This window comes from Sphaerisporangium sp. NPDC049457, from assembly GCF_055586705.1.
Genome location: NZ_JBVJHR010000013.1, coordinates 38,027 through 57,440 on the forward strand (window position 1 = coordinate 38,027; position 19,414 = coordinate 57,440).

Here is a 19,414-nt window from a genome sequence, read left to right on the forward strand (position 1 = left end):
ACGGGAGCACCGGGCCCGGCCCCGCGGGACGGTGAGACGGGGAGTGTCCTGGAGCGGTCCGCGGGGGGAAGGAGTCGGCCGGATGACCGATCGGCGGCTGGGACATGGGCAGGCGGCATCCTCGCGTACGCGGATCGGCTGGCCAGCCGCAGTGCACCCCGTCCGTTCGTGCCGGCGGTGCCCCCACCCCTGGCAGCGCAACATGACTTGTCGCTACATGAACGACCAAAACCTACCAGCATGATCAGCCGAATAGGGAGGAATGCCGGGAACCGGGGACCCACACCGCGAGGGTGGGGTGAGGCCGCGGGAACGGCCTCACCCTTGCGGCGTCACGCCTGCGTGATGTTGACCATCCAGGAGATGCCGAACCGGTCGACGCACGCGCCGAACTCGTCGCCCCACATCTGCTTCTCCAGGGGAACGGTCACGGTGCCGCCGGAGCTGAGCTTCTCCCAGTAGCCGCGCAGTTCGTCGGCGTCGTCCCCGCTCAGGCTCACCGAGATGTTGTCCCCGGGGTTGTACGCCATGCCGGGCGGGGTGTCGGAGGCCATGAGCGTGAACCCGTTGCCGGTCTCGAGCATGGCGTGCATGATCTGGTCGGCGTCGCCGCCGTGCTGGGCGGCGACTTCGCCGAAGGTGTTGAGCGTCAGCGTTCCGCCGAAGACGTCCTTGTAGAACTCCATGGCCTGCCGCGCGTCGCCGGCGAAGCTGATGTAAGGGTTGAGACGAGAGGTCACAGTTCGCTCCTTGGTCGTGACGAAGTGGCCCATCGTTGCAGAGCGGGACGACAAAATCCGGGAACCAGGGGCCGGCAGGGCCGCCCACCTGGCGCTTCGCCGCTGGCCCTGTGCCGCGTGCGCCCGCCTCGCCGTCCCGCCGGTCCAGGGATGTGGAACGCGGGCCCGTCCGGAGGGGGCCGCTGCCCAGAGCGGATCTTCACCGGACGAACCCGCGGGTTCACGGGTCAGTGGGCGAACTGCTCGGCCTCGGTCGAGCCCTTGAGCGCCACCGTCGAGGAGTCGGGCGCGACGGCGGTGCTGACCTGGTCGAAGTAGCCGGTGCCGACCTCCCGCTGGTGGCGGGTGGCGGTGTAGCCCTGCCGCTCGGCGGCGAACTCGGCCTCCTGCAGCTCGACGTAGGCGGTCATGCCCTCCTCGGCGTAGCCGCGCGCGAGGTGGAACATCGAGTAGTTCAGCGAGTGGAACCCGGCCAGGGTGATGAACTGGAAGCGGTACCCCATGTGGCCGAGCTCGCGCTGGAACTTGGCGATGGTCGAGTCGTCCAGGTGCTGCTTCCAGTTGAACGACGGCGAGCAGTTGTAGGCGAGCATCTGGTCGGGGAAGCGGGCCTTGATCGCCTCGGCGAAGCGCCGCGCCACGTTCAGGTCGGGTGTGGAGGTCTCCATCCACAGCAGGTCGGAGTACGGCGCGTAGGCCAGGCCGCGGGCGACGCAGGCGTCCACGCCGTTGCGCACGCGGTAGAAGCCCTCGGGCGTGCGCTCGCCGGTGGTGAAGGCCTGGTCCCGGGCGTCGACGTCACTGGTCAGGAGCGTCGCGGCCTGGGCGTCGGTCCGCGCGATGATCAGGGTCGGCACGTCGCAGACGTCCGCCGCGAGGCGGGCCGCGTTGAGGGTCTTGATGTGCTGGCCGGTCGGGATCAGCACCTTGCCGCCGAGGTGGCCGCACTTCTTCTCCGAGGCGAGCTGGTCCTCCCAGTGCACGCCCGCCGCGCCCGCGGCGATCATGCCCTTCATCAGCTCGAACGCGTTGAGGACGCCGCCGAAGCCGGCTTCGGCGTCCGCCACGATGGGCGCCATCCAGTGCGGGGCCCCGGCGTCTTGCTCCGACCAGGAGATCTGGTCGGCGCGCAGCAGCGCGTTGTTGACGCGGCGCACCACGGCCGGCACCGAGTTGGCCGGGTAGAGACTCTGGTCGGGGTAGGTCTGACCGCCGAGGTTGGCGTCCGCCGCGACCTGCCAGCCTGACAGGTAGATGGCCCGCAGCCCCGCCTTGACCTGCTGCACCGCCTGGTTGCCCGTCAGGGCGCCCAGCGCGTGCACGTACTCCTCGGTGTGCAGCAGGGACCACAGCCGTTCGGCGCCGAGCCGTGCGAGAGTGTGCTCCTCTCGCACGCTGCCGCGCAGGCGGACGACGTCCTCGGCCGTGTAGGTCCGCTCGACGTCCTTCCAGCGCGGGTCGCTCTCCCACTCTCGCCGCAGCTCATCTGCAGCTCCCTTGAGGCGATCTTCCATTTTGGCTCCTTCGGCGTCCTCTGGGGGCTTGCTTCGAGTCTGCGATGGTCGGCGCGGCAGGGACAAGGGAGGTCGAGTGAAAAAGGCCAGACTTTTCGTTTATCGCGAATACTCATCGGTATTCTGGTGGCAAGAAACGCAAAGTTTTCATTATGGACTAGACCAATCCATGTGGGCCGCGCACGGCGAAGGCCCCGGCGGGTACCCCTGGCCGGCTGGAAGAACGGCGGAATTTTCGCTTAGGATCGTGCCATGGCGTCTTTGGTGGGTGAAGAACCGCTGTCTTTGACACAGGAGCTCGACCTTCTCGCGTTCGGCCAGCGGCTGAAGCACCTGCGCAAACAGCGCGGCCTCACCCTGTCGGAGCTCGGCGAGCGCGTCGGCCGCGCCCCGAGCCAGCTCTCCCTGCTGGAGAACGGCAAGCGCGAGCCCAAACTGTCCCTGCTGAAGTCGCTCGCCGCCGCGCTCGGCGTCCCGGTCGAGGAACTGCTGCGCCGCCAGGCGCCGAGCCGCCGCGCCCAGCTGGAGATAGCCCTCGAGGAGGCGCAGCGCGACCCCATCTACGCCTCGATCGGCCTGCCCCGCCTGAAGGTCTCGGCCCGGGTGCCGAGCGACGTGCTGGAGCACATCATCGGGCTGTACGAGGAGCTGCGGTCGCGCGAGGCCAAGGGCACCGCCACGCCCGAGGAGGCCAGGGCGGCCAACGCCGAGCTGCGGCGCAAGCAGCGCGAGCAGGGCAACTACTTCGCCGAGATCGAGACCGCAGCGGCCGAGGCGCTGGCCGCCGTCGGCTACCGCACCGGCGCGCTGTCACAGGGCACGGTGCAGGCCCTGGTGACCCACTTCGGCTTCACCGTGCGCACCGCGCAGGACCTGCCCCGCTCGGTGCGGTCGATCACCGACCTGCGCAACCGGCGCATCTACGTCCAGCACGAGCAGCTCGGCATGCACACCCCCCGCACGATCCTGCTGCAGACCCTCGGCCACCTCGCGCTCGGCCACCACAAGCCCCGCGACTTCGCCGACTTCCTGCGCCAGCGCACCGAGGCCAACTACTTCGCCGCCGCCGTCCTGGTGCCCGAGGCCGCCGCGGTGCCCTACCTGCAGGAGGCCAAGCGCGACCGGGCGCTGTCGGTGGAGGACCTGCGCGACGTGTTCGCCGTCTCCTACGAGATGGCCGCGCACCGCTTCACCAACCTCGCCACCCACCACCTGGACCTCGTGTGCCATTTCGTCCGCAACGACGCGGGCGGCATCATCTACAAGGCCTACGAGAACGACGGCGTCGTCTTCCCCGCCGACGAGCAGGGCGCCATCGAGGGGCAGCGCCTGTGCCTGCGGTGGTCCGGGCGCCAGGTCTTCCTCTCGCCCGACCGCTTCTCGGTGTACCACCAGTACTCCGACTCGCCGACCGGCACCTATTTCTGCATCGCGCACGTCGACCCCTCACGCGAGCGCGACTTCGCCATCACGCTCGGGGTGCCGTACCGCGAGTCCCGCTGGTTCCGCGGCAGGGAGACCACCAACAGGACCAAGTCCAACTGCCCGACCGGAGACTGCTGCCGCCGCCCGCCGGCCGAGCTGACCCAGCGCTGGGAGGGCTACGCCTGGCCTTCGGCGCGGGCCAACTCCCACGTGCTTGCGGCCCTGCCTCCCGGCTCGTTCCCGGGCGTGGACGAGGCCGACGTCTACTCCTTCCTCGAACGCCACGCCGTGGTGTGAGCGGCCGGAGAAGACCCCGGCGCCGCGTCGCCGGGCGTCGGGCGCCGAAGCGGGAACGCCCGCCGACCTCGGTCACCGGTGGGCGGCACGGGCGGAAATCGATCCGCATAGAGTGAGACGTCAGGTGATGGGAGGCGACGGGGGGATCGTGCGTGCTGCCTGAGGTGGAGACGTGGCTGCGCGACCGCACGACGGCATCGGGCGACTGGCCGGTCGAGGGGCTGCTCGCGGCGAAGGGCGGCACGAGCGTCAGCGTCGTGCTCCCGGCGCGGAACGAGGCCGAGACCGTCGGCGAGATCGTCTCGGCGATCCGGCGCGACCTGGTGGAAGGCGTCCCGCTGGTCGACGAGATCGTCGTCATCGACTCCCGCTCCACCGACGACACCGCCGCCCGCGCCGTGGAGGCGGGCGCCGAGGTCTTCGCCCAGGACGAGATCCTGCCCGACCTCACCCCGATGGACGGCAAGGGCGACGTGCTGTGGAAGTCCCTGGCCGTCACCTCCGGCGACCTGCTGGTGTTCGTCGACGCCGACCTGCGCGAGTTCGGCGCCGGTTTCGTCACCGGCCTGCTCGGCCCGCTGCTCGCCGACCCCTCGGTGATGTACGTCAAGGGCTGCTACGACCGGCCGTTGCGCGAGGCCCGGAGCGGCGGCGGGCGCGTCACCGAACTGGTCGCGCGGCCCATGCTGAACCTGCACTGGCCGCTGCTCGCCGGGTTCGTCCAGCCGCTCGCGGGAGAGTACGCCGGGCGGCGCGAGGTCCTCGAACGGGTGCCGTTCGCCACCGGGTACGGAGTCGAGCTCGGCCTGCTGATCGACCTGCTCGAATACGCGGGCCTGGACGCGCTCGCCCAGGTGGACCTGGGCAGGCGGGTGCACTCCCACCAGTCCACCGAGGCGCTGGGCGTCATGGCCGGGCAGATCATGCACACCGCCTGGGCCCGCCTGGAACGCCAGCGCAAGATCATCCCGTTGCAGGACGCCGCCACCGGGCTGACGCAGTTCCGCCGTGGCGAAGGCGGCCACCTGCCCGTCGACCGGGACGTCGCCGTCCCCGAACGCCCCCCGATGGCCGACGTCCCGGAGTACGCGGCCTCCCGCCTGCCCGACCTGCTCGAATGCCGGGCCGCGCGCCCGTAGCCGCCGTCCGCCGCTCCAGGGCGAGGGACGAAGGTCCCATTCTGTCGGGACATCCGTGCCATCAGGCAGGGACGTACAACACTCCTGGACGAACGCCAGAAAAGATGTACTTAAGCCGCGAAGGAAATTGAAGAACACCTCCGAGAGGAAGCGGCCATGGCCATCACCGAAGGGCGGCGCGACGTCGTCCGCACCCACGATCTCGTCAACTCTGTCCCGGTTCGCGACGCCGGACAGGTGGACCAAGGGAGGCACCCGGTGAACTACGTCTGGGCGGTGGCCCGTCTGGCGCTCGGCTGGACGTTCCTGTGGGCGTTCGTCGACAAGCTCTTCGGCCTGGGGTTCGCCACCCCGGCCGCCAAGGCGTGGATCAACGGCGGCAGCCCCACCACCGGGTTCCTCAAGGGCACCAAGGAGGCCGCGCTCGGCGGCGTCTTCACCGGCCTGGCCGGACAGGCGTGGGTCGACTGGCTGTTCATGATCGGCTTGGCCGGCATCGGCACCGCACTGATCCTGGGCATCGGAATTCGCGTCGCCGCCGCCACCGGCACCCTGCTGCTGGTCCTCATGTGGGCCGCCGAGCTCCCCCTGGCCAACAACCCCTTCGTGGACGACCACATCATCTACGCGATCGTCCTGATCGGCCTGGCCCTGGCCACCGCCGGCGACACCCTCGGCCTGGGCAAGTGGTGGAGCGCCACCACCCTGGTCAAGCGGCACCCCATCCTCAAGTAGCCGACTCCCGGCCCGGCAACCCGGCCCGTCCGCGCCCCCGGTGCGGACGGGCCGGAGTCTTGCGCGCCCCGGCCCCTCGTCCAGCGCTCCCACCCTCTGATCGGCACTTCACCCAGCGAACCCGGTCCGGCGAACCCGGTCCGGCGAACGCGGCCCGGATATTCGGTCCGGCGAAGGCGGCTCGGCGACCCGGCCCCGCGAATGCCATCCCGCGAATGCCGCCCAGCGAACCCAGCCCCCGAACGCCACCCCGTGCATGCCGCCCAGCGAACCCGGTCCGGCGAACGCCGCTCGGCGACCCGGCTCGGCGAGGGCCGACGGGCGAGTAAGCGACCCGGTCAGCTCGGTTCGCTCGCGTGGGCGGTGGCCGGGGCGATGCCGTTCAGGACGGTGGTCACCATGGCGTCGACGAAATCCTCGGACACCTCCTGCGGCGTCATCGGCGAGCCGGTGAACAGGCGGGGCAGGACCAGGTCGTGACAGGCGCCGATGATCATCGTGGCGGCGGCCTCGGCGGCGGCCTCGGGCGACAGGCGGCCGATCCGCTGCTCGGCACGCAGATATTCGGCCAGATCGGCGCGCAGGCCGCGGCCGCCGGCCACCGGATTGGACAGCTCCTCGAACTTCGCCAGGACCCGCGGCTGGTGGATCAGACCGGCGAAGGCCGGCATGATCGCGATGTGCAGCGCCAGGCTGTGCGCGATGTAGGCGCGCAGGTTGGCCGCGACCGTGCCCTCCCCGGCCGTGTGCGGCGGCCGGCCGAGCGCCTGCTCGACGGCGTGGACGTGCGCGTGCAGCGCGAGCGCCAGAAGCTCCTCCTTGTCGGCGAAGTGGTTGTACAGCACGCCGTCGGCGACCCGCGCCTCCCGCGCGATGGCGCGCACGGTCAGGCCTGCGGTGCCGCTCTCGGCGATCAGGCGTTCGGCGGTGGCGATCAGGTGTTCGCGCAGGCTCTGCTCGCCGCCGCCGTCACGCAGCACGGCCGCTTTTCTCGGAGACATCACGCCACATCGTAGTGAGCGCCGCACCACGTCGAAGTCACCAGCAGCGCGGCGGTGACCGTGCGTCGCGTCGGACACGAGGCCGCGATGAACCAAGGTCGTGTCCGGCATGGGAGCGCGGTGATCCGAAGTCGTGTCGGGCGCGAGGTCGCGGTGAACCAAGGTGGCGTTCGGCACGGGGACGCGGTGATCCGAGGTCGTGTCAGGCATGGGTCGCGGTGAACCGGGGGCGTCAGGGACGGGTCGCGGTGATCAGCAGGCCCGCGCCGCGGAGGCGGACGGCGCCGTCCCGTTCGAAAGGGGCCAGCGCCTCGGCGATCGCCCGGCGGGCCCGAGCCGCCACGGCCGCGTCCACCTGGCCGAGCCAGTGACGTACGGGACCCCAGGCGCCGAGGAACGCGGCCGCGTCCTCGATGTCGGCACCCCAGAGCTGTGAGGCCTCGACGGGCGTGCAGACGACCTCGGCGAAGCCGGCGGCGTCGAAGATCCGCCGCACCCGCCCCGGATCGGCGAGCGAGTCAGGCCCGAGATCGCCTTCCGCGACGCCGGGCCCCCCGGCGACACCAGCGTCCTGGGCCACCGCTCGCGACGCGCCGGCATCCCGCGACTCGCCCGAGGGGGTGAGGTGGGGACGTAGCGCGGCGAAGACCCGGCCGAGGTCGTTGCGGTCCATCCGCTGCAGGACGAGGAAGGCGGCGCGCCCCCCAGGACGCAGAGCGCGGCCGATGTTGGCGAACGCCGCCACCGGATCGGCGAAGAACATGACGCCGAAGCGGCTGACGGCCACGTCGAAGGCGCCCTCGGCGAAAGGGTGCACCTGGGCGTCTCCCTGCTCGAAGGACACGTTCTCCACGCCTTCGGCGGCGGCGAGGCTCCGTGCGCGCTGGAGCATCGGCGCCGACAGGTCGAGCCCGGTGGCGTGCCCGAGCCGCGCCCGCCGCGCGGCCAGCCGCGTCACCTGACCGTTTCCGCAGCCGACGTCCAGCACGCGGTCGTGCTCGCCGATGGCGGCCGCGCGGAGCAGCGGCTCGTTGAATCCGCTGTTCACGGCGTCGTAGCGGTCGTGGTTGTCGGCCCAGTGGCCGCCCTCGTACCCGTTCCACGCCTCGGCCTGGTGGGTGTTGACGATCGAGGTCATTCCTGCACGTCCCTTTCATCCATCCATCCGGGCCCCGTCGCCCGGCACGTTATGAACACTCATTCATGAACGACTGTTCATAACTATAACAGCGAAAAGCCGCCTCCGGCGCTCTGATCGAGCTGCCGACGGCGGCTTCTCTTGCTCGGCGGCCCGGCCGCCTCCGCTCGACGCCCGGCGGGTCGGTCGTTCCCGTACGTCGCTACGGGAACACGTCGCCCTGCGAGAACAGCGGGCGGGCCTCCAGGGGCGGCCCGCTGCTCAGGCGTCGCGGCCGTGGATCACTGATGGGCGAACTCGGCGATGGCCGAGGTAGGCCGGTCGTTGAAGTCGAACAGAGCCTGGTTCTCCCAGCCGTTGCCCGAGGACGGGTTCTCGGGATCCCAGCCGTTCCCGGGGACGGCCGTCCAGGTGGGCTCCCAGTAGAAGGCGCCGAGCGCGCCCGCCGCCTGCGCGGTGCTCAGAACATCGCGGAACATGGCCGCCTGGCCGGCCTGCGTCGCAGGGTAGCCGGGGTAGGGGGTGGCGGCGGTGATGATGCTGGGCTCAGAGTCCTCGTTCCCCGTGGTGAACGGGTAGGCCGTCTCGGCCAGGAAGACGGGCTTGCCGTACCTGGACCTGATGTCGGTGACGTTGGCCTGCATGGCGGCCAGGGTGCCGTGCCAGTACGGGTAATAGGAGGCGCCGATGACGTCGTAGCGCACGCCGTTGTTCCTGACGTTGTCGAAGAACCACCGGAACAGCGAGCTGTTGCCGCCCTCGGCCAGGTGGATCACGACCTTCGTCGACGGCGACACGGCCTTGGCCGCGTCGGAGCCCGCGTTGAGCAACTGCGCGAGCTTGCCGAAGTTTGCCGAGGCCCGGCCGTCCTCCCACAGCATGCCGTCGTTGATCTCGTTGCCGATCTGCGCCATGTCCGCCGTCGTGCCCTGCGCCTTCAGCGCGTTCAGCACGTCATAGGTGTGGTCGTACACCGCCTGCGTGAGCTGGTTGAACGGCAGCGACGCCCATGACGCGGGCTTGTCCTGCCGGCCGGGATCGGCCCAGCGGTCGGAGTAGTGGAAGTCGACGAGCAGGCCCATGCCGAGGGCCTTCACTCGCCGGGCCATGGCCAGCACGTGCGCCTTGTCGTTGAAGCCGTCCGCCGGGCGCACCCACACCTTCAACCGCACGTAGTTGGCGCCGTAGGAACTCAGCAACGACAGCGCGTCCCGTCTGACGCCGTCGGACCCGTAGTAGACGCCGCCGTACGCCTCGGACTTGGCCAAGGTGGAGACGTCCGCCCCCTTGATGGACAGGGCGCTCGCGCCAGGGGCGAAGGTGACGTCGTCGAAGCTGGCCCAGTTCCCGGCCGCGGCGCTGGAGTACAGAGTGACCGTGCAGGAGCCGCCGGAGACGCTGGTGGACACGACGATCTTCAGCCACTCGGCCGTGACCGGCAACGCCGTTCTGCGGGACGGGCCGCCGCAGTTGTCCAGGCCGGCGTACACCGACCCCTGCCCGCCGCCGTTCCTGACGTACAAGCTGAGGGTGTAGGGGCCGGGGGCCAGGCCGGTGAGCGTCTGCGACGTCCGCACCGTGTAGGCCGCCGCCGACCAGTGGGTGAGCCGGAAGGTGCCGGAACGTCCGCCGGTCTCGGTGTAGTCGGCGCTGGTCGTGCCGGTGCTGGTCCACCCGTACGGGTTCGCCGTCCCGGTGCCGCCGGTTTCGAACCCTCCGTTCGTCACCGTCGTCGCGGCCTGCGCGGGCGATACCGCCGCCATCGGGAGCAGCAGCGCGGCGCCGCACAGCATCGCCGCCATCGTCCTTCTCATAGGTCCTCCGGTCAGGGAAGGAGGGGGTTCTGTGAACGTGCACGGTAATGTGCGGTGACGTTCTTGGGAAGACATGGCGAAACGGTCAGGTCAGCGCGGTCGCTAACGACGACGTCAGAGGCGTGGCCCCGAACCGGGGGCCGTTTCCACCTGTGTACGTTCACAGAGCGCGCTAGAGCGGAGATGCGCGTGATGCCTGGTTCTGTCGGACGCACCGGCGGGTGTTCGGGATGGTTCCGCAAGCTCCGCAACAGTGCACGACAGTTCACGGCAGTGGGCGACAGTCACGACAAGGCGATTATGAGGGATACGCCGAGTACGAGCAGAGCGGCGACCTTGGCCGCCTCCAGTGCGATGTAGGCGTGGTGCGCCCGCGACCGGGGCGCGTCCTCGCCCGCCAGCACGCGATCGGAGCGGCGGTTCAGGCGCGGACGCACCCCGGCGAGCTGAACGGCGAGCGCCGCCACCGCGACGAGCCCGGCGACGGCCGGCACCACTACGAGGCCGCCCGCCACACCCGCCACGACCAGTGCCGCCGCCAGCGCCAGCTCGACCCGGTTCAGGGCCCGGAACACCAGCCGGCCGATGGCCAGGCCGAGCGGCAGGGTCACGCCGGGAGCGCGGAACTTCAGCGGCGCCTCCAGGAAGGAGATGGCGAGGACCATGCCCAGCCACAGAAAGGCGATAGCGCTCGCGACCGCAGCGGCGGTGTCGTTCATGTGCCCGTTTCGCCCTTCTTCTCTAACGTCGCCGACTTGGTCGACGGCCTTGGGATGGCCGCCGGTCCCGGGTGGCGGGCCGGGGCGTCGATGGCTCAGTACGCCGGCGGGCCCCGCCGGCTTCGTACGTTAGCGCCGCGACCACGAACGTTCACCGGGTCACCCGCCGAACAGCGGCGCCGCGTTCACCGTCCGCCCTCTCACCGGCCAGGCGCGCCGGGGGCAGGCCCACCGAGAGCGGGCGGAGCATCACACCGGGCGAGAAAAGCGCAGCATCGTCAGGAGAGGGAGACGAAGCCTCACAGCGAGCAAGGGGGGACGAAGCGTCGCACCGGGCGAGGGAAGGGGGCGGCGCGCTGGGTGGTCCCGGCGGCCCGGCCGATGTCGCCGGGCGCTCGGGAGGTCACCACGTCCGCGTCGGTCACAAGGAACCGGACGCGAGATCGGCAGCCGGCCCAACCTGACCGGCCGGGCGCCGGGGGCTGGTGGAGACGTCGTGTCGTACGCCGCTCACTCGGCGGCCTCGACCGCCGTCCGGTACGCGGGGGATCACCACGCCGTCCTCCCCGTATCCCGCTGGGATCGGCGCCTGCGCGCGCACGCCGGCGTGAGCGGCCGGGTCGTCGCAGCCCGCGCGCCTGGCGGATGCGGAAGGCGGCGCTGACGAGCGCCCGAAGTCGTGAGCGCCGGGCCCAGAATCGTGAGCGCCTGGCGGACAGGCGCGGGTGACGGGCCCAGAGCCGGCCGTGCCTGGCCCAGAGGCGCGACTGCCCGCCCCACCGTCGCCGCGCGTCGCGTGACGACCGGTGACGAGCCTGCCAAGGGCGCCTGAGGCGCCGGCCACGGGGGATAACGGCGCTTCCCCCGCGATAGTGGTTCTCATCGGTAACTGTGAAAATCATCGTCATTCACCACATTCGTCATAGATGGCAGTTCAAGGTCAGAGAGGCCCATAGAGACCCCCCAAACGCTGCTCGTCCGCAAAGGCGAGTGCTCACCGGCTGCAACCTGTTCACCGGATGTGTCGGACGGGTCAGCGCCGAGTACGGGCAGTTCGCTGGGTGGTAGGGGTCAGCGCCGGCTGCGGCCGGTTCGCCGGGTGTGTTGGGTAGGTGGGCGTCGGGCGTGACCTGTTTGCGGGGTGTGTTGGGTAGGTCGGCGCGGGATGTGGGTTGTTCGCCGGGTGGTGGGGTCGGCGTCGGTCCGGCCCGTTCGCTGGGTGTGTTGGATGGGTCAGCGCTGGGTGTGGGTCGTTCGCCGGGTGGTGGGAGTCGGCGCTGGGCGTGGACTGTCTGCCGGAGGTGTTGGGTAGGTCGGCCTCGGGTGTGGGCTGTTTGCTGGGGGGTGGGGGTTGGCGCCGGGTCGGTGGGGAGTGGTGCGGGGATGTCGGCGCCGTTGTGCGGTGCCCGACCCGGCGAACGTTCGCTGATGGTCCGTCTAGGGTGTTCTTCCTGTTGCCGCCTCGGGAGCGGGCGGCGGCCATGGCCGTCTCCTTTCGATCGGGACGGTCGTGCGGCCGTTCGCTTGGTGTGGGGCGGGTCCTCCGTTCTCACCTGTCCTCGCGGGGTGACCTGGTCTCGTCGCTCGACATGGCTCCTTTCGGGCGAAGGATTCACGGATTGCTTTCGCGGTTCGGTCGTCCCCTTTCAGGGCCGTAGGGGGCGGGGTAGGTTCTCGCGGCACCGGCTGTCTCGACGCTGTCCGCGCTCTGACTCGTCTCCTTCCGGTCGTTCCGGGCGAAATGCGGCCGGCTCCTCTCGCGAATGGATGGGTGGGTGGGCGGTCGGTTCCCGGCCTTCCGCACGGGGTGTCGGTCGTGTCGGTCGTCTGCTTGCCGTTGGTCGTGTTGGTGCTGCCGGGTTGTGCCGGTCAGGGGCCCTTTCGTCGGGGGGATGTGGGGGTGACGGTGCCGTGTGCGCGGCGGGCCGCGTGCGGGCTCAGTTCCATTGGGCACGCTGGTCCACCCTTCGCGCCGTCGTCACCGGCACGGTCGCCCGGGGTGGGTGGTGGTCGCGAACCAGGGTCTCGTAGGAGACCAGCCGCCAATGGCCGAGTTCGGGATTAGTCAGAACGGAGACCACCTGCGCGTGAATCTGCGCGGTTCTGATGTTCTCATCGGTCTGAATGCGAATGGCGACGAAACCGGCGGCCTGCTTGAATTCCTTGTCCCATTGCCTCGGCAGCAGCGACAGCAGTCGTTCACCGTCGACCGTCGCGTCCATTCTGCGACCTCTGGCGGGGCGCATCGTCAGCACGACCAGCATGGCTTCTCCTCCGTTCAGCCGCAGGTCGTGCCCGCTACGGCGGGCGATTGGACAGAGGCGGCGAGACGGGGAGCGCGTCCTCGGCAGAGCGGCGAGGCGGGTGATCCGCTCGCGGGAAATGGGGTGTCGCTCTTCATTTCCGGTTCCTTTTCCTCTTCGTCGTGGGTTCTTTCTCGCACCACCAACTCTGCGCTTTTTCCGGGCTGCGGGCCAGGGAGATGAAAGGCAGTAAGCTGCCGCCGCGTGGCCGTTTCCTGCCACAATCGGCACTGGACAGCCCGCCACGGAGCCGGGCGCTCTCAGGCCCGGGACGCCACCGTCCGGCGTCCCGTTCTCACCGCCACGTGCTCACCGTCCCGGTCGCGACGGCCCTGGTATGGGTGTGCGCCGGGGCGGGGGCGTCCGGTCATGGGCGGCGTGGTTAGGTTGGGCCGTGACCGTCGCGAACTCGCTGGGACTGGTGGCCGTCGGGCTGGTGGCCGGGGTGGTCAGCACGGTGGTGAGCCTGGCCTCGGTCGTCTCCTACCCGGCCCTGCTCGCGTTCGGCTTGTCGCCGCTGGCCGCGAACGTCACCAACACCGTCTCCCTGGTGTTCACCGGCCTCGGCGCGGCCGCCGGGTCCCGGCCGGAACTCGCGGGTCAGAGCGGCAGGCTGCTGCCACTCGGGAGCATGTCGGCGGCCGGGGGCGTCGTCGGGGCGGCGCTGCTGCTGGTGACGCCCGCCCGGACGTTCGAGTCGATCGCGCCGTGGCTCATCGCGGCAGCCTCGCTGCTGCTCCTCCGCCCGCCGCGGCCGGACGGGGTGGTGGACGCGCTCGGCGGGGGAGGGAGCCGCTTGCTGCGCGCCGGAGTGTTCATGGTCGCCATCTACGTCGGGTACTTCGGGGCCGCCGGCGGCATCCTCATGTTCGCCGTGCTCGCGTCCGTGCTGCAGGAGGCGCCGGCCAGGATCAACGCCATCAAGAACATCCTGGCCGGCCTCGCGAACGCCGTCGCCGCGGTCGGGTTCGCCGTGTTCGGGCCGGTGCAGTGGTCCGCCGCGCTGCCGCTCGCTGCGGGATTCCTGCTGGGCGGGCGGGTGGGCCCCACGCTGGCCCGCCGGCTACCCGGCCGGACCCTGCGCTACGCGGCCGCCGTCTGCGGCCTGCTCGTCGCGGCCAAACTGGCCCTGGACGCCTACCGCTGACCTCGCCTGCCGTCGGACGGACCGTGCCGCTGGACGGGCCGTGTTACTGGACGGGCCGTGTTACTGGACGGGCCGTGCCGCCGGACGAGCTGTGCCGCCGGGCAGGACCGTGCGCCTACTTAGGTGGCCTCGGCGGCCGGGCGGCGGAGCTCCTCAGCCGAAGGAGCGGCGGCCGGCGCGCTTGAGCGCCTCCTCGGCCTCCGAGGCGAGCCTGCGTACGAGTTCCGCTGCGGGGACCTCCTCGGCGAACGGGAACATCTGACCCGCCCACAGGTTGACGGCGCCGGCGTCGCCGGCCTTCCTCGCCGCCGCCCGCAGGGGTGCCGTCAGATGGTGGACGTGCGGGTAGGCCGAGGGCGCCTCGGCGGTGTGCTCTTCGAGGAAGCGGTTGACCAGCCCGCGGGCCGACCTTCCGGTGAACGCCCTGGTGACGGCCGTGCGCTCGTAGGCGCCCAGCGCCTCGCGGTGGACGGGGCTCGTGCCGGCCTCCGGGGTGCGCAGGAAGGCGGTGCCGAGCTGGGCGGCGACGGCGCCCGCCGCCAGCACCGCCGCGATGCCGGCGCCGTCGGCGATGCCCCCGGCGGCGACCACGGGCAGCGGCGTGGCGCGCAGGCAGAGCCGCAGAAGCGCGAGCAGGCCGTAGTCACCGCCGTCGTCGGTGAAGCCGCCCCGGTGCCCGCCGGCCTCGATGCCCTGGGCCACCAGCGCGTCGGCGCCGGCGTCGTGCGCGGCGGCCGCCTCCTCGGGGCTGGTGATCGTCACCAGGACCAGGGTCCCGGCCACGCGCACCTGCTCGATCACCTCGCGTGCGGGCAGCCCGAAGGTGAACGACACCACCGGCACCCGCTCGGCGATGACGACGGCGAGCTTGTCCTGCCATCCGTCGTCGTCGTCCGCCGGCACGCCGAGCGGCACGCCGTATCGTTCGGACTCACCGCGCAGGCGCTCGGCGTAGGCTCCGACGGCCGCCCGGTCGACCTCGCCGGCGGACGGGACGAACAGGTTGACGCCGAACGGCGCCTCGGTGCGCGCGCGGACGGAGGCGATGTCGGAGCGGACCTCCTCCGCCGAGCGGTAGCCGGCGGCCAGGAAGCCGAGCCCGCCCGCGACGGAGACCGCCGCGGCGAGCTCAGGCGTGGAAGGGCCACCGGCGAGCGGGGCCTGCACGATCGGCAGGGCAAGAGCCGTGAAATCCACCGGATCACTCTAACCGCAGGTCGCGGCCGCTTCCTCGGGCGCGCCGGAGAGACCCGTTGCCGTCGGCCCGTCTTGACCGCGTCCTGGCCCGCGCCTGTTCCGCGGCGCCGGCCGCGGCCCCGTCGGCCGGACGCTCATCGGCCGGACGCTCATCGGCCGGACGCTCATCGGCCGGACGCTCATCGGCCGGACGCTCATGAGCCTGGCGCTCATCGGCCGTACGCTCATCGGTTGGGCCTCATCCGCAGGGCGCTCATCCGCCGGGTCGCATGCGGCGCATGCGCTGGATCTCGGCCGTCTGGGTGACCGAGATGTCCTCGGCCAGCTCCTGCACGGTGATGTGCGAACCCTTCTCCATCTCGTCGGCGGCCATGGTGAGGGCGCCCAGGTGGTGGGCGACCATCAGCTGGAGGTAGAGACGGTCGAAGCCGGCGCCGGAGGCGGCCTTGAGGTCCGCGAGTTGCTCCTCGGTGGCCATGCCCGGCATGGCCCGGTGCGCGGTGTGGTGGTCGGGGACGCGCTGTTCCTGTTGCCGAAGCCATCGGGTCATCGCGTTGATCTCCGGGCCCTGGGTGTCGGAGATCCGCGCCGCGATGCGCTTGACGTCCGGGGAGGCGGCGCGCGTGGCGGCCAGCGCGCTCATGTCGAGCGCCTGCCGGTGGTGGACGATCATGTCCTGCATGAAGATGACGTCCGCGGCGTTGGCCGTGGGTGAGGGGACGGCGGTGACCGTCGCGCCCGGAGGAAGCGTCTTGGCGGCCTCGCCGGGCTTGCCGGGGACGATGACGGGGACGGTGGAGGTCGCGACCGGCGTCGCGGAACCTCCCGAGCAGCCGGTCACGGCGAGCGCGACCATACCGGCGGCGATGAGGAGCGCGACGCGCACCCGGCCTCCTAGAAGATCTTTGCTGTGCGGCTGCACCCTAACCCAACACGAACTTTGGGGTAAAGATGGGATGTTGGCATACTTTGCTGACAAAGTGGACTATGGCAACAGCGCCTTGTTTGGGACATGATCTCCCCAAACGTATTCACCGCCGGCACAAAGTACCAAGGAGGTTCCTGCGGTGTTGTCCACCCCCCGCAGAGGCGGCCTGATCGGCCGGTTCCTCGTCCTGACGGGTTCGATCGCGGCGATGGCGCTCGCGACGATCCCCGCCCAGGCAGCGGACATCCCGGGCACTGACCAGATCGTCATGAGCCCGAACGTCCAGCATGTTACGAACGTTCCGAAACCGGCCGCGATCGCCGCCACCATCAACACCGACATCGCCTTCCAGGGCGACTACGCCTATGTCGGCAACTATGGCGGCTTCTCCATCTACGACATCAGGAACCCCAAGAAGGCCTCCGTGGTCAGCTCGGTGGTGTGTCCCGGCTCGCAGATGGACCTGTCGGTCTACGGGAACCTGCTGTTCGCCTCCGTCGACTCCTCGCGCACGGACGACTCCTGCAACAGCGCGGGTCAGCCGGCATCGGTGAAGGAGTCCTGGGAGGGCATCCGCATCTTCGACGTGAGCGACAAGGCCAACCCCAGGTACATCAAGTCCGTCGAGACCAACTGCGGGTCGCACACCCACACCCTGCTGCCCGACAAGCGGCGCGGCAACGTGTACCTGTACGTCTCGTCGTACTCCCCGCGGGCCGAGTACCCCGACTGCCAGCCGCCGCACGACAAGATCTCGATCGTCAAGGTGCCGCTGCGCGACCCCGTGTCCGCCTCGGTGGTGGCCACCCCGGTCGTGTTCCCCGACGGCGGCAACGAGACCCAGCCGGGCCTGCTCGTGCCCACCAGCGGCTGCCACGACATCACGGTCTACGCGGAGAAGGGCATCGCGGCCGGCGCCTGCATGGGCGACGGCGTGCTGTTCGACATCAGGGACCCGGAGAACCCCAGGGTGACCGCGCGGGTGACCGACCCGAACTTCGCCTTCTGGCACTCGGCCACCTTCAACAACGCCGGCACGAAGGTCGTGTTCACCGACGAGCTCGGCGGCGGCGGCGCGGCCACCTGCAACGAGGCCACCGGCCCCAACCGCGGCGCGGACGCGATCTACGACATCGTCCACGGCCGGCTGGTCTTCAAGAACTACTTCAAGATTCCCCGCTACCAGGCGGACACGGAGAACTGCGTCGCGCACAACGGCTCGCTGATCCCGGTCAAGGGCCGCGACATCATGGTGCAGGCGTGGTACCAGGGCGGCGCCTCGATCTGGGACTTCACCGACTCGGCGCACCCCGCTGAGATCGGCTACTTCGAGCGCGGGCCGGCCGCCGAGGGTTCGGGCGGCTTCTGGTCGGCGTACTACTACAACGGCTACATCTACGCCAGCGACTTCAACAGGGGCTTCGACGTCATCAAGATCAACGACTGGCGCACCAACCCCGCCAAGGGCGTTCATGTCGACCGTCTGAACACCCAGACCCAGGGCTCGTACCGAGAGCGCGGCCACGGCAACTGGATCTGGAGCGCGGACGAGGACTGACCGGCCGGCCTGACGCGCGGGGCGCCGCCGAGCGTCCCGCGCGCCCGCCGGCCTTCCGCCGCGCCGCTTGACGACCCGCCGGCCGCCCACACCCAGGCGTCGCGGCGGACGGACGCTCTCACCCGAGGACGGCCCGGGCCCACCCGCCCCGGCCGTCCTTTCGCGTCCACCTGCGAACCGTCCACCTGCGAACCGTCCACCGGCGAACCGTCCCTGCCGAACGTCCTCGGCGGCCTTGCCCGGCGAACCTTCCCAGCGAACCTGCCCCGTCCGGCCTTCGCGACGGATCTCCCCCGGCGGCAGGCCCTCGGGGGTAAGGTGACAGCGCTATCGTGTTACCGTTGGTAACATCCTCTGTCGTGGGCATATCCCCTGCGATGCCGATCGCCTGGCCCGTCCCCTTTGAGGAGTTGTCACGATGGCTGAGAGCGCGAGCGATTTCTGTCCCGAGCTGAGCGCCGACCTCCGCGAGGTCCGCGACTGGGTTCACGACTTCTCCGCCACCGTGATCCGCCCCGCGGGCGCCGAATGGGACGAGCGCGAAGAGACCCCCTGGCCGGTCATCCAGGAGGCCGCCAAGATCGGCCTGTACTCGCTCGACTTCTTCGCCCAGCAGTGGTTCGAGAAGAGCGGCCTCGGCATTCCCGTCGCCTTCGAGGAGATCTTCTGGGGCGACGCCGGCATCGGGCTCTCCGTCGTCGGCACCGGGCTGGCCGCCGCCGCGCTCGCCTCCAACGGGACCTCTGAGCAGATGGGGGAGTGGCTGCCCCAGATGTTCGGCACCGTCGATGACGTCAAGCTCGGCGCCTTCTGCGCCTCAGAACCCGATGCCGGCTCCGATGTCGGCTCCATCCGCACCCGCGCCGTGTACGACGAGGCCACGGACGAATGGGTGCTCAACGGCGTCAAGACCTGGGCCACCAACGGCGGCATCGCCAACGTCCACGTCGTCGTGGCCTCCGTCGACCCCGAACTCCGCACCCGTGGACAGGCGTCCTTCGTCGTCCCGCCGGGCGCCCGGGGGCTGTCGCAGGGACAGAAGTTCAAGAAGCACGGCATCCGCGCCTCGCACACCGCGGAGGTCGTCCTGGACGACGTGCGCGTCCCGGGCCGCTGCCTGCTGGGCGGGAAGGACAGGCTCGACGCGCGCCTGGCCCGCGTGCGCGAGGGCGGCCGCAGCGGTGAGCAGGCCGCCATGCGCACCTTCGAGACCACCAGGCCCACCGTGGCCGCCATGGCGGTCGGCATCGCGAGGGCGGCCTACGAGTACGCCCGCGACTACGCCCGCGAGCGCGAGCAGTTCGGCCGCAAGATCGGCCAGAACCAGGCCGTCGCGTTCCTGCTCGCCGACATGGCGACGCGGGTGGACATCGCCCGCCTGATGACCTGGCGCGCCGCCTGGATGGCCCGCAACGGCCGCCCCTTCGACCAGGCCGAGGGCTCGATGTCCAAACTCGTCGCCGGCGAGACGGCCGTGTGGGTCACCGAGCAGGCCATCCAGATCCTCGGCGGCGCCGGCTACACCCGCGACCACCCCGTGGAACGCTTCCACCGCGACGCCAAGATCTACACCATCTTCGAGGGCACCTCCGAAATCCAACGCCTTCTCATAGGCCGCGCAGTCACCGGCCTGCAGGTTCAGTGACCCCGCCCCGCCGGCGAGCACCCGGCATCGACCCCTGTTCCGTCAGACACGGCGCGGGCACGGAACAGCCGGTCGTCGACGGCCCGTCGGACGCGGTCATGTGAGCCGGGCATC

Annotated in this window: 15 protein-coding genes; 6 read left to right on the plus strand and 9 right to left on the minus strand. The window is 70.7% G+C overall.

Features of this window, described 5'->3' with window-relative positions:
* Positions 1–332: 332 nt before the first annotated feature.
* Positions 333–740, minus strand: a complete 408-nt coding sequence (locus tag ACZ6QO_RS20985) for a VOC family protein (protein ID WP_465852967.1) — start codon at positions 738–740, stop codon at positions 333–335.
* Between the two features lie 227 nt (positions 741–967).
* Positions 968–2,254 (minus strand): isocitrate lyase, encoded by a 1,287-nt coding sequence (aceA, locus tag ACZ6QO_RS20990; protein WP_465852969.1) that lies wholly within the window; start codon positions 2,252–2,254, stop codon positions 968–970.
* A gap of 252 nt (positions 2,255–2,506) precedes the next feature.
* On the opposite strand from aceA, the gene ACZ6QO_RS20995 reads away from it, so the two are divergent.
* The 3 genes from ACZ6QO_RS20995 (at position 2,507) to ACZ6QO_RS21005 (ending at position 5,850) form a co-directional block, all read left to right on the plus strand.
* Entirely contained in the window at positions 2,507–3,976 is a 1,470-nt protein-coding gene (locus ACZ6QO_RS20995; RefSeq protein ID WP_465852971.1) for a helix-turn-helix domain-containing protein, read from the plus strand.
* Positions 3,977–4,128: 152 nt separating this feature from the next.
* A complete protein-coding gene (locus tag ACZ6QO_RS21000; protein ID WP_465852973.1) occupies positions 4,129–5,115 on the plus strand; it encodes a glucosyl-3-phosphoglycerate synthase in 987 nt (328 codons plus the stop codon).
* A gap of 156 nt (positions 5,116–5,271) precedes the next feature.
* Positions 5,272–5,850, plus strand: coding sequence for a hypothetical protein (locus ACZ6QO_RS21005; RefSeq protein WP_465852974.1), 579 nt, complete (start codon positions 5,272–5,274; stop codon positions 5,848–5,850).
* Positions 5,851–6,188: 338 nt separating this feature from the next.
* On the opposite strand, the gene ACZ6QO_RS21010 is transcribed toward ACZ6QO_RS21005, so the two are convergent.
* The 5 genes from ACZ6QO_RS21010 to ACZ6QO_RS21030 all read right to left on the minus strand — a co-directional run bounded on the left by ACZ6QO_RS21010 (position 6,189) and on the right by ACZ6QO_RS21030 (position 12,786).
* Positions 6,189–6,851 (minus strand): TetR/AcrR family transcriptional regulator, encoded by a 663-nt coding sequence (locus tag ACZ6QO_RS21010; RefSeq protein WP_465852975.1) that lies wholly within the window; start codon positions 6,849–6,851, stop codon positions 6,189–6,191.
* Between the two features lie 232 nt (positions 6,852–7,083).
* A complete protein-coding gene (locus ACZ6QO_RS21015) occupies positions 7,084–7,989 on the minus strand; it encodes a class I SAM-dependent methyltransferase (protein WP_465852977.1) in 906 nt (301 codons plus the stop codon).
* A 281-nt stretch (positions 7,990–8,270) separates the two neighbouring features.
* Positions 8,271–9,803: a glycoside hydrolase family 53 protein gene (locus tag ACZ6QO_RS21020; protein WP_465852979.1), complete on the minus strand. Its 1,533-nt coding sequence runs from the start codon at positions 9,801–9,803 to the stop codon at positions 8,271–8,273.
* Between the two features lie 284 nt (positions 9,804–10,087).
* The gene (locus ACZ6QO_RS21025) at positions 10,088–10,522 is read right to left on the minus strand and encodes a hypothetical protein (protein WP_465852981.1); all 435 of its coding nucleotides are present in this window, start codon (positions 10,520–10,522) and stop codon (positions 10,088–10,090) included.
* A gap of 1,937 nt (positions 10,523–12,459) precedes the next feature.
* The gene (locus tag ACZ6QO_RS21030) at positions 12,460–12,786 is read right to left on the minus strand and encodes a hypothetical protein (RefSeq protein ID WP_465852982.1); all 327 of its coding nucleotides are present in this window, start codon (positions 12,784–12,786) and stop codon (positions 12,460–12,462) included.
* Between the two features lie 433 nt (positions 12,787–13,219).
* On the opposite strand from ACZ6QO_RS21030, the gene ACZ6QO_RS21035 reads away from it, so the two are divergent.
* Positions 13,220–13,972, plus strand: a complete 753-nt coding sequence (locus tag ACZ6QO_RS21035) for a sulfite exporter TauE/SafE family protein (RefSeq protein ID WP_465852983.1) — start codon at positions 13,220–13,222, stop codon at positions 13,970–13,972.
* A 153-nt stretch (positions 13,973–14,125) separates the two neighbouring features.
* Here ACZ6QO_RS21035 and ACZ6QO_RS21040 read toward each other — a convergent pair whose 3' ends face one another.
* Entirely contained in the window at positions 14,126–15,169 is a 1,044-nt protein-coding gene (locus ACZ6QO_RS21040; protein WP_465852984.1) for a nitronate monooxygenase, read from the minus strand.
* A 253-nt stretch (positions 15,170–15,422) separates the two neighbouring features.
* Positions 15,423–16,055, minus strand: a complete 633-nt coding sequence (locus ACZ6QO_RS21045) for a DUF305 domain-containing protein (RefSeq protein ID WP_465852986.1) — start codon at positions 16,053–16,055, stop codon at positions 15,423–15,425.
* Positions 16,056–16,239: 184 nt separating this feature from the next.
* Here ACZ6QO_RS21045 and ACZ6QO_RS21050 point away from each other — a divergent pair, with 184 nt between their 5' ends.
* Together ACZ6QO_RS21050 and ACZ6QO_RS21055 are read left to right on the plus strand one after the other, a co-directional pair.
* The gene (locus tag ACZ6QO_RS21050; RefSeq protein WP_465853340.1) at positions 16,240–17,655 is read left to right on the plus strand and encodes an LVIVD repeat-containing protein; all 1,416 of its coding nucleotides are present in this window, start codon (positions 16,240–16,242) and stop codon (positions 17,653–17,655) included.
* A 418-nt stretch (positions 17,656–18,073) separates the two neighbouring features.
* Positions 18,074–19,300, plus strand: a complete 1,227-nt coding sequence (locus tag ACZ6QO_RS21055; protein WP_465852987.1) for an acyl-CoA dehydrogenase family protein — start codon at positions 18,074–18,076, stop codon at positions 19,298–19,300.
* Positions 19,301–19,414 lie beyond the last annotated feature (114 nt).

What these genes read in the sequence shown, in the direction of transcription:
- ACZ6QO_RS21005 (WP_465852974.1), top strand. Translation starts at nt 5,272, where the DNA reads ATGGCCATCACCGAAGGGCGGCGCGACGTCGTCCGCACCCACGATCTC.
- ACZ6QO_RS21025 (WP_465852981.1), bottom strand. Translation starts at nt 10,522, where the DNA reads ATGAACGACACCGCCGCTGCGGTCGCGAGCGCTATCGCCTTTCTGTGG.
- ACZ6QO_RS21020 (WP_465852979.1), bottom strand. Translation starts at nt 9,803, where the DNA reads ATGAGAAGGACGATGGCGGCGATGCTGTGCGGCGCCGCGCTGCTGCTC.
- ACZ6QO_RS21055 (WP_465852987.1), top strand. Translation starts at nt 18,074, where the DNA reads ATGGCTGAGAGCGCGAGCGATTTCTGTCCCGAGCTGAGCGCCGACCTC.
- ACZ6QO_RS21015 (WP_465852977.1), bottom strand. Translation starts at nt 7,989, where the DNA reads ATGACCTCGATCGTCAACACCCACCAGGCCGAGGCGTGGAACGGGTAC.
- ACZ6QO_RS20995 (WP_465852971.1), top strand. Translation starts at nt 2,507, where the DNA reads ATGGCGTCTTTGGTGGGTGAAGAACCGCTGTCTTTGACACAGGAGCTC.
- ACZ6QO_RS21010 (WP_465852975.1), bottom strand. Translation starts at nt 6,851, where the DNA reads ATGTCTCCGAGAAAAGCGGCCGTGCTGCGTGACGGCGGCGGCGAGCAG.
- aceA (WP_465852969.1), bottom strand. Translation starts at nt 2,254, where the DNA reads ATGGAAGATCGCCTCAAGGGAGCTGCAGATGAGCTGCGGCGAGAGTGG.
- ACZ6QO_RS21030 (WP_465852982.1), bottom strand. Translation starts at nt 12,786, where the DNA reads ATGCTGGTCGTGCTGACGATGCGCCCCGCCAGAGGTCGCAGAATGGAC.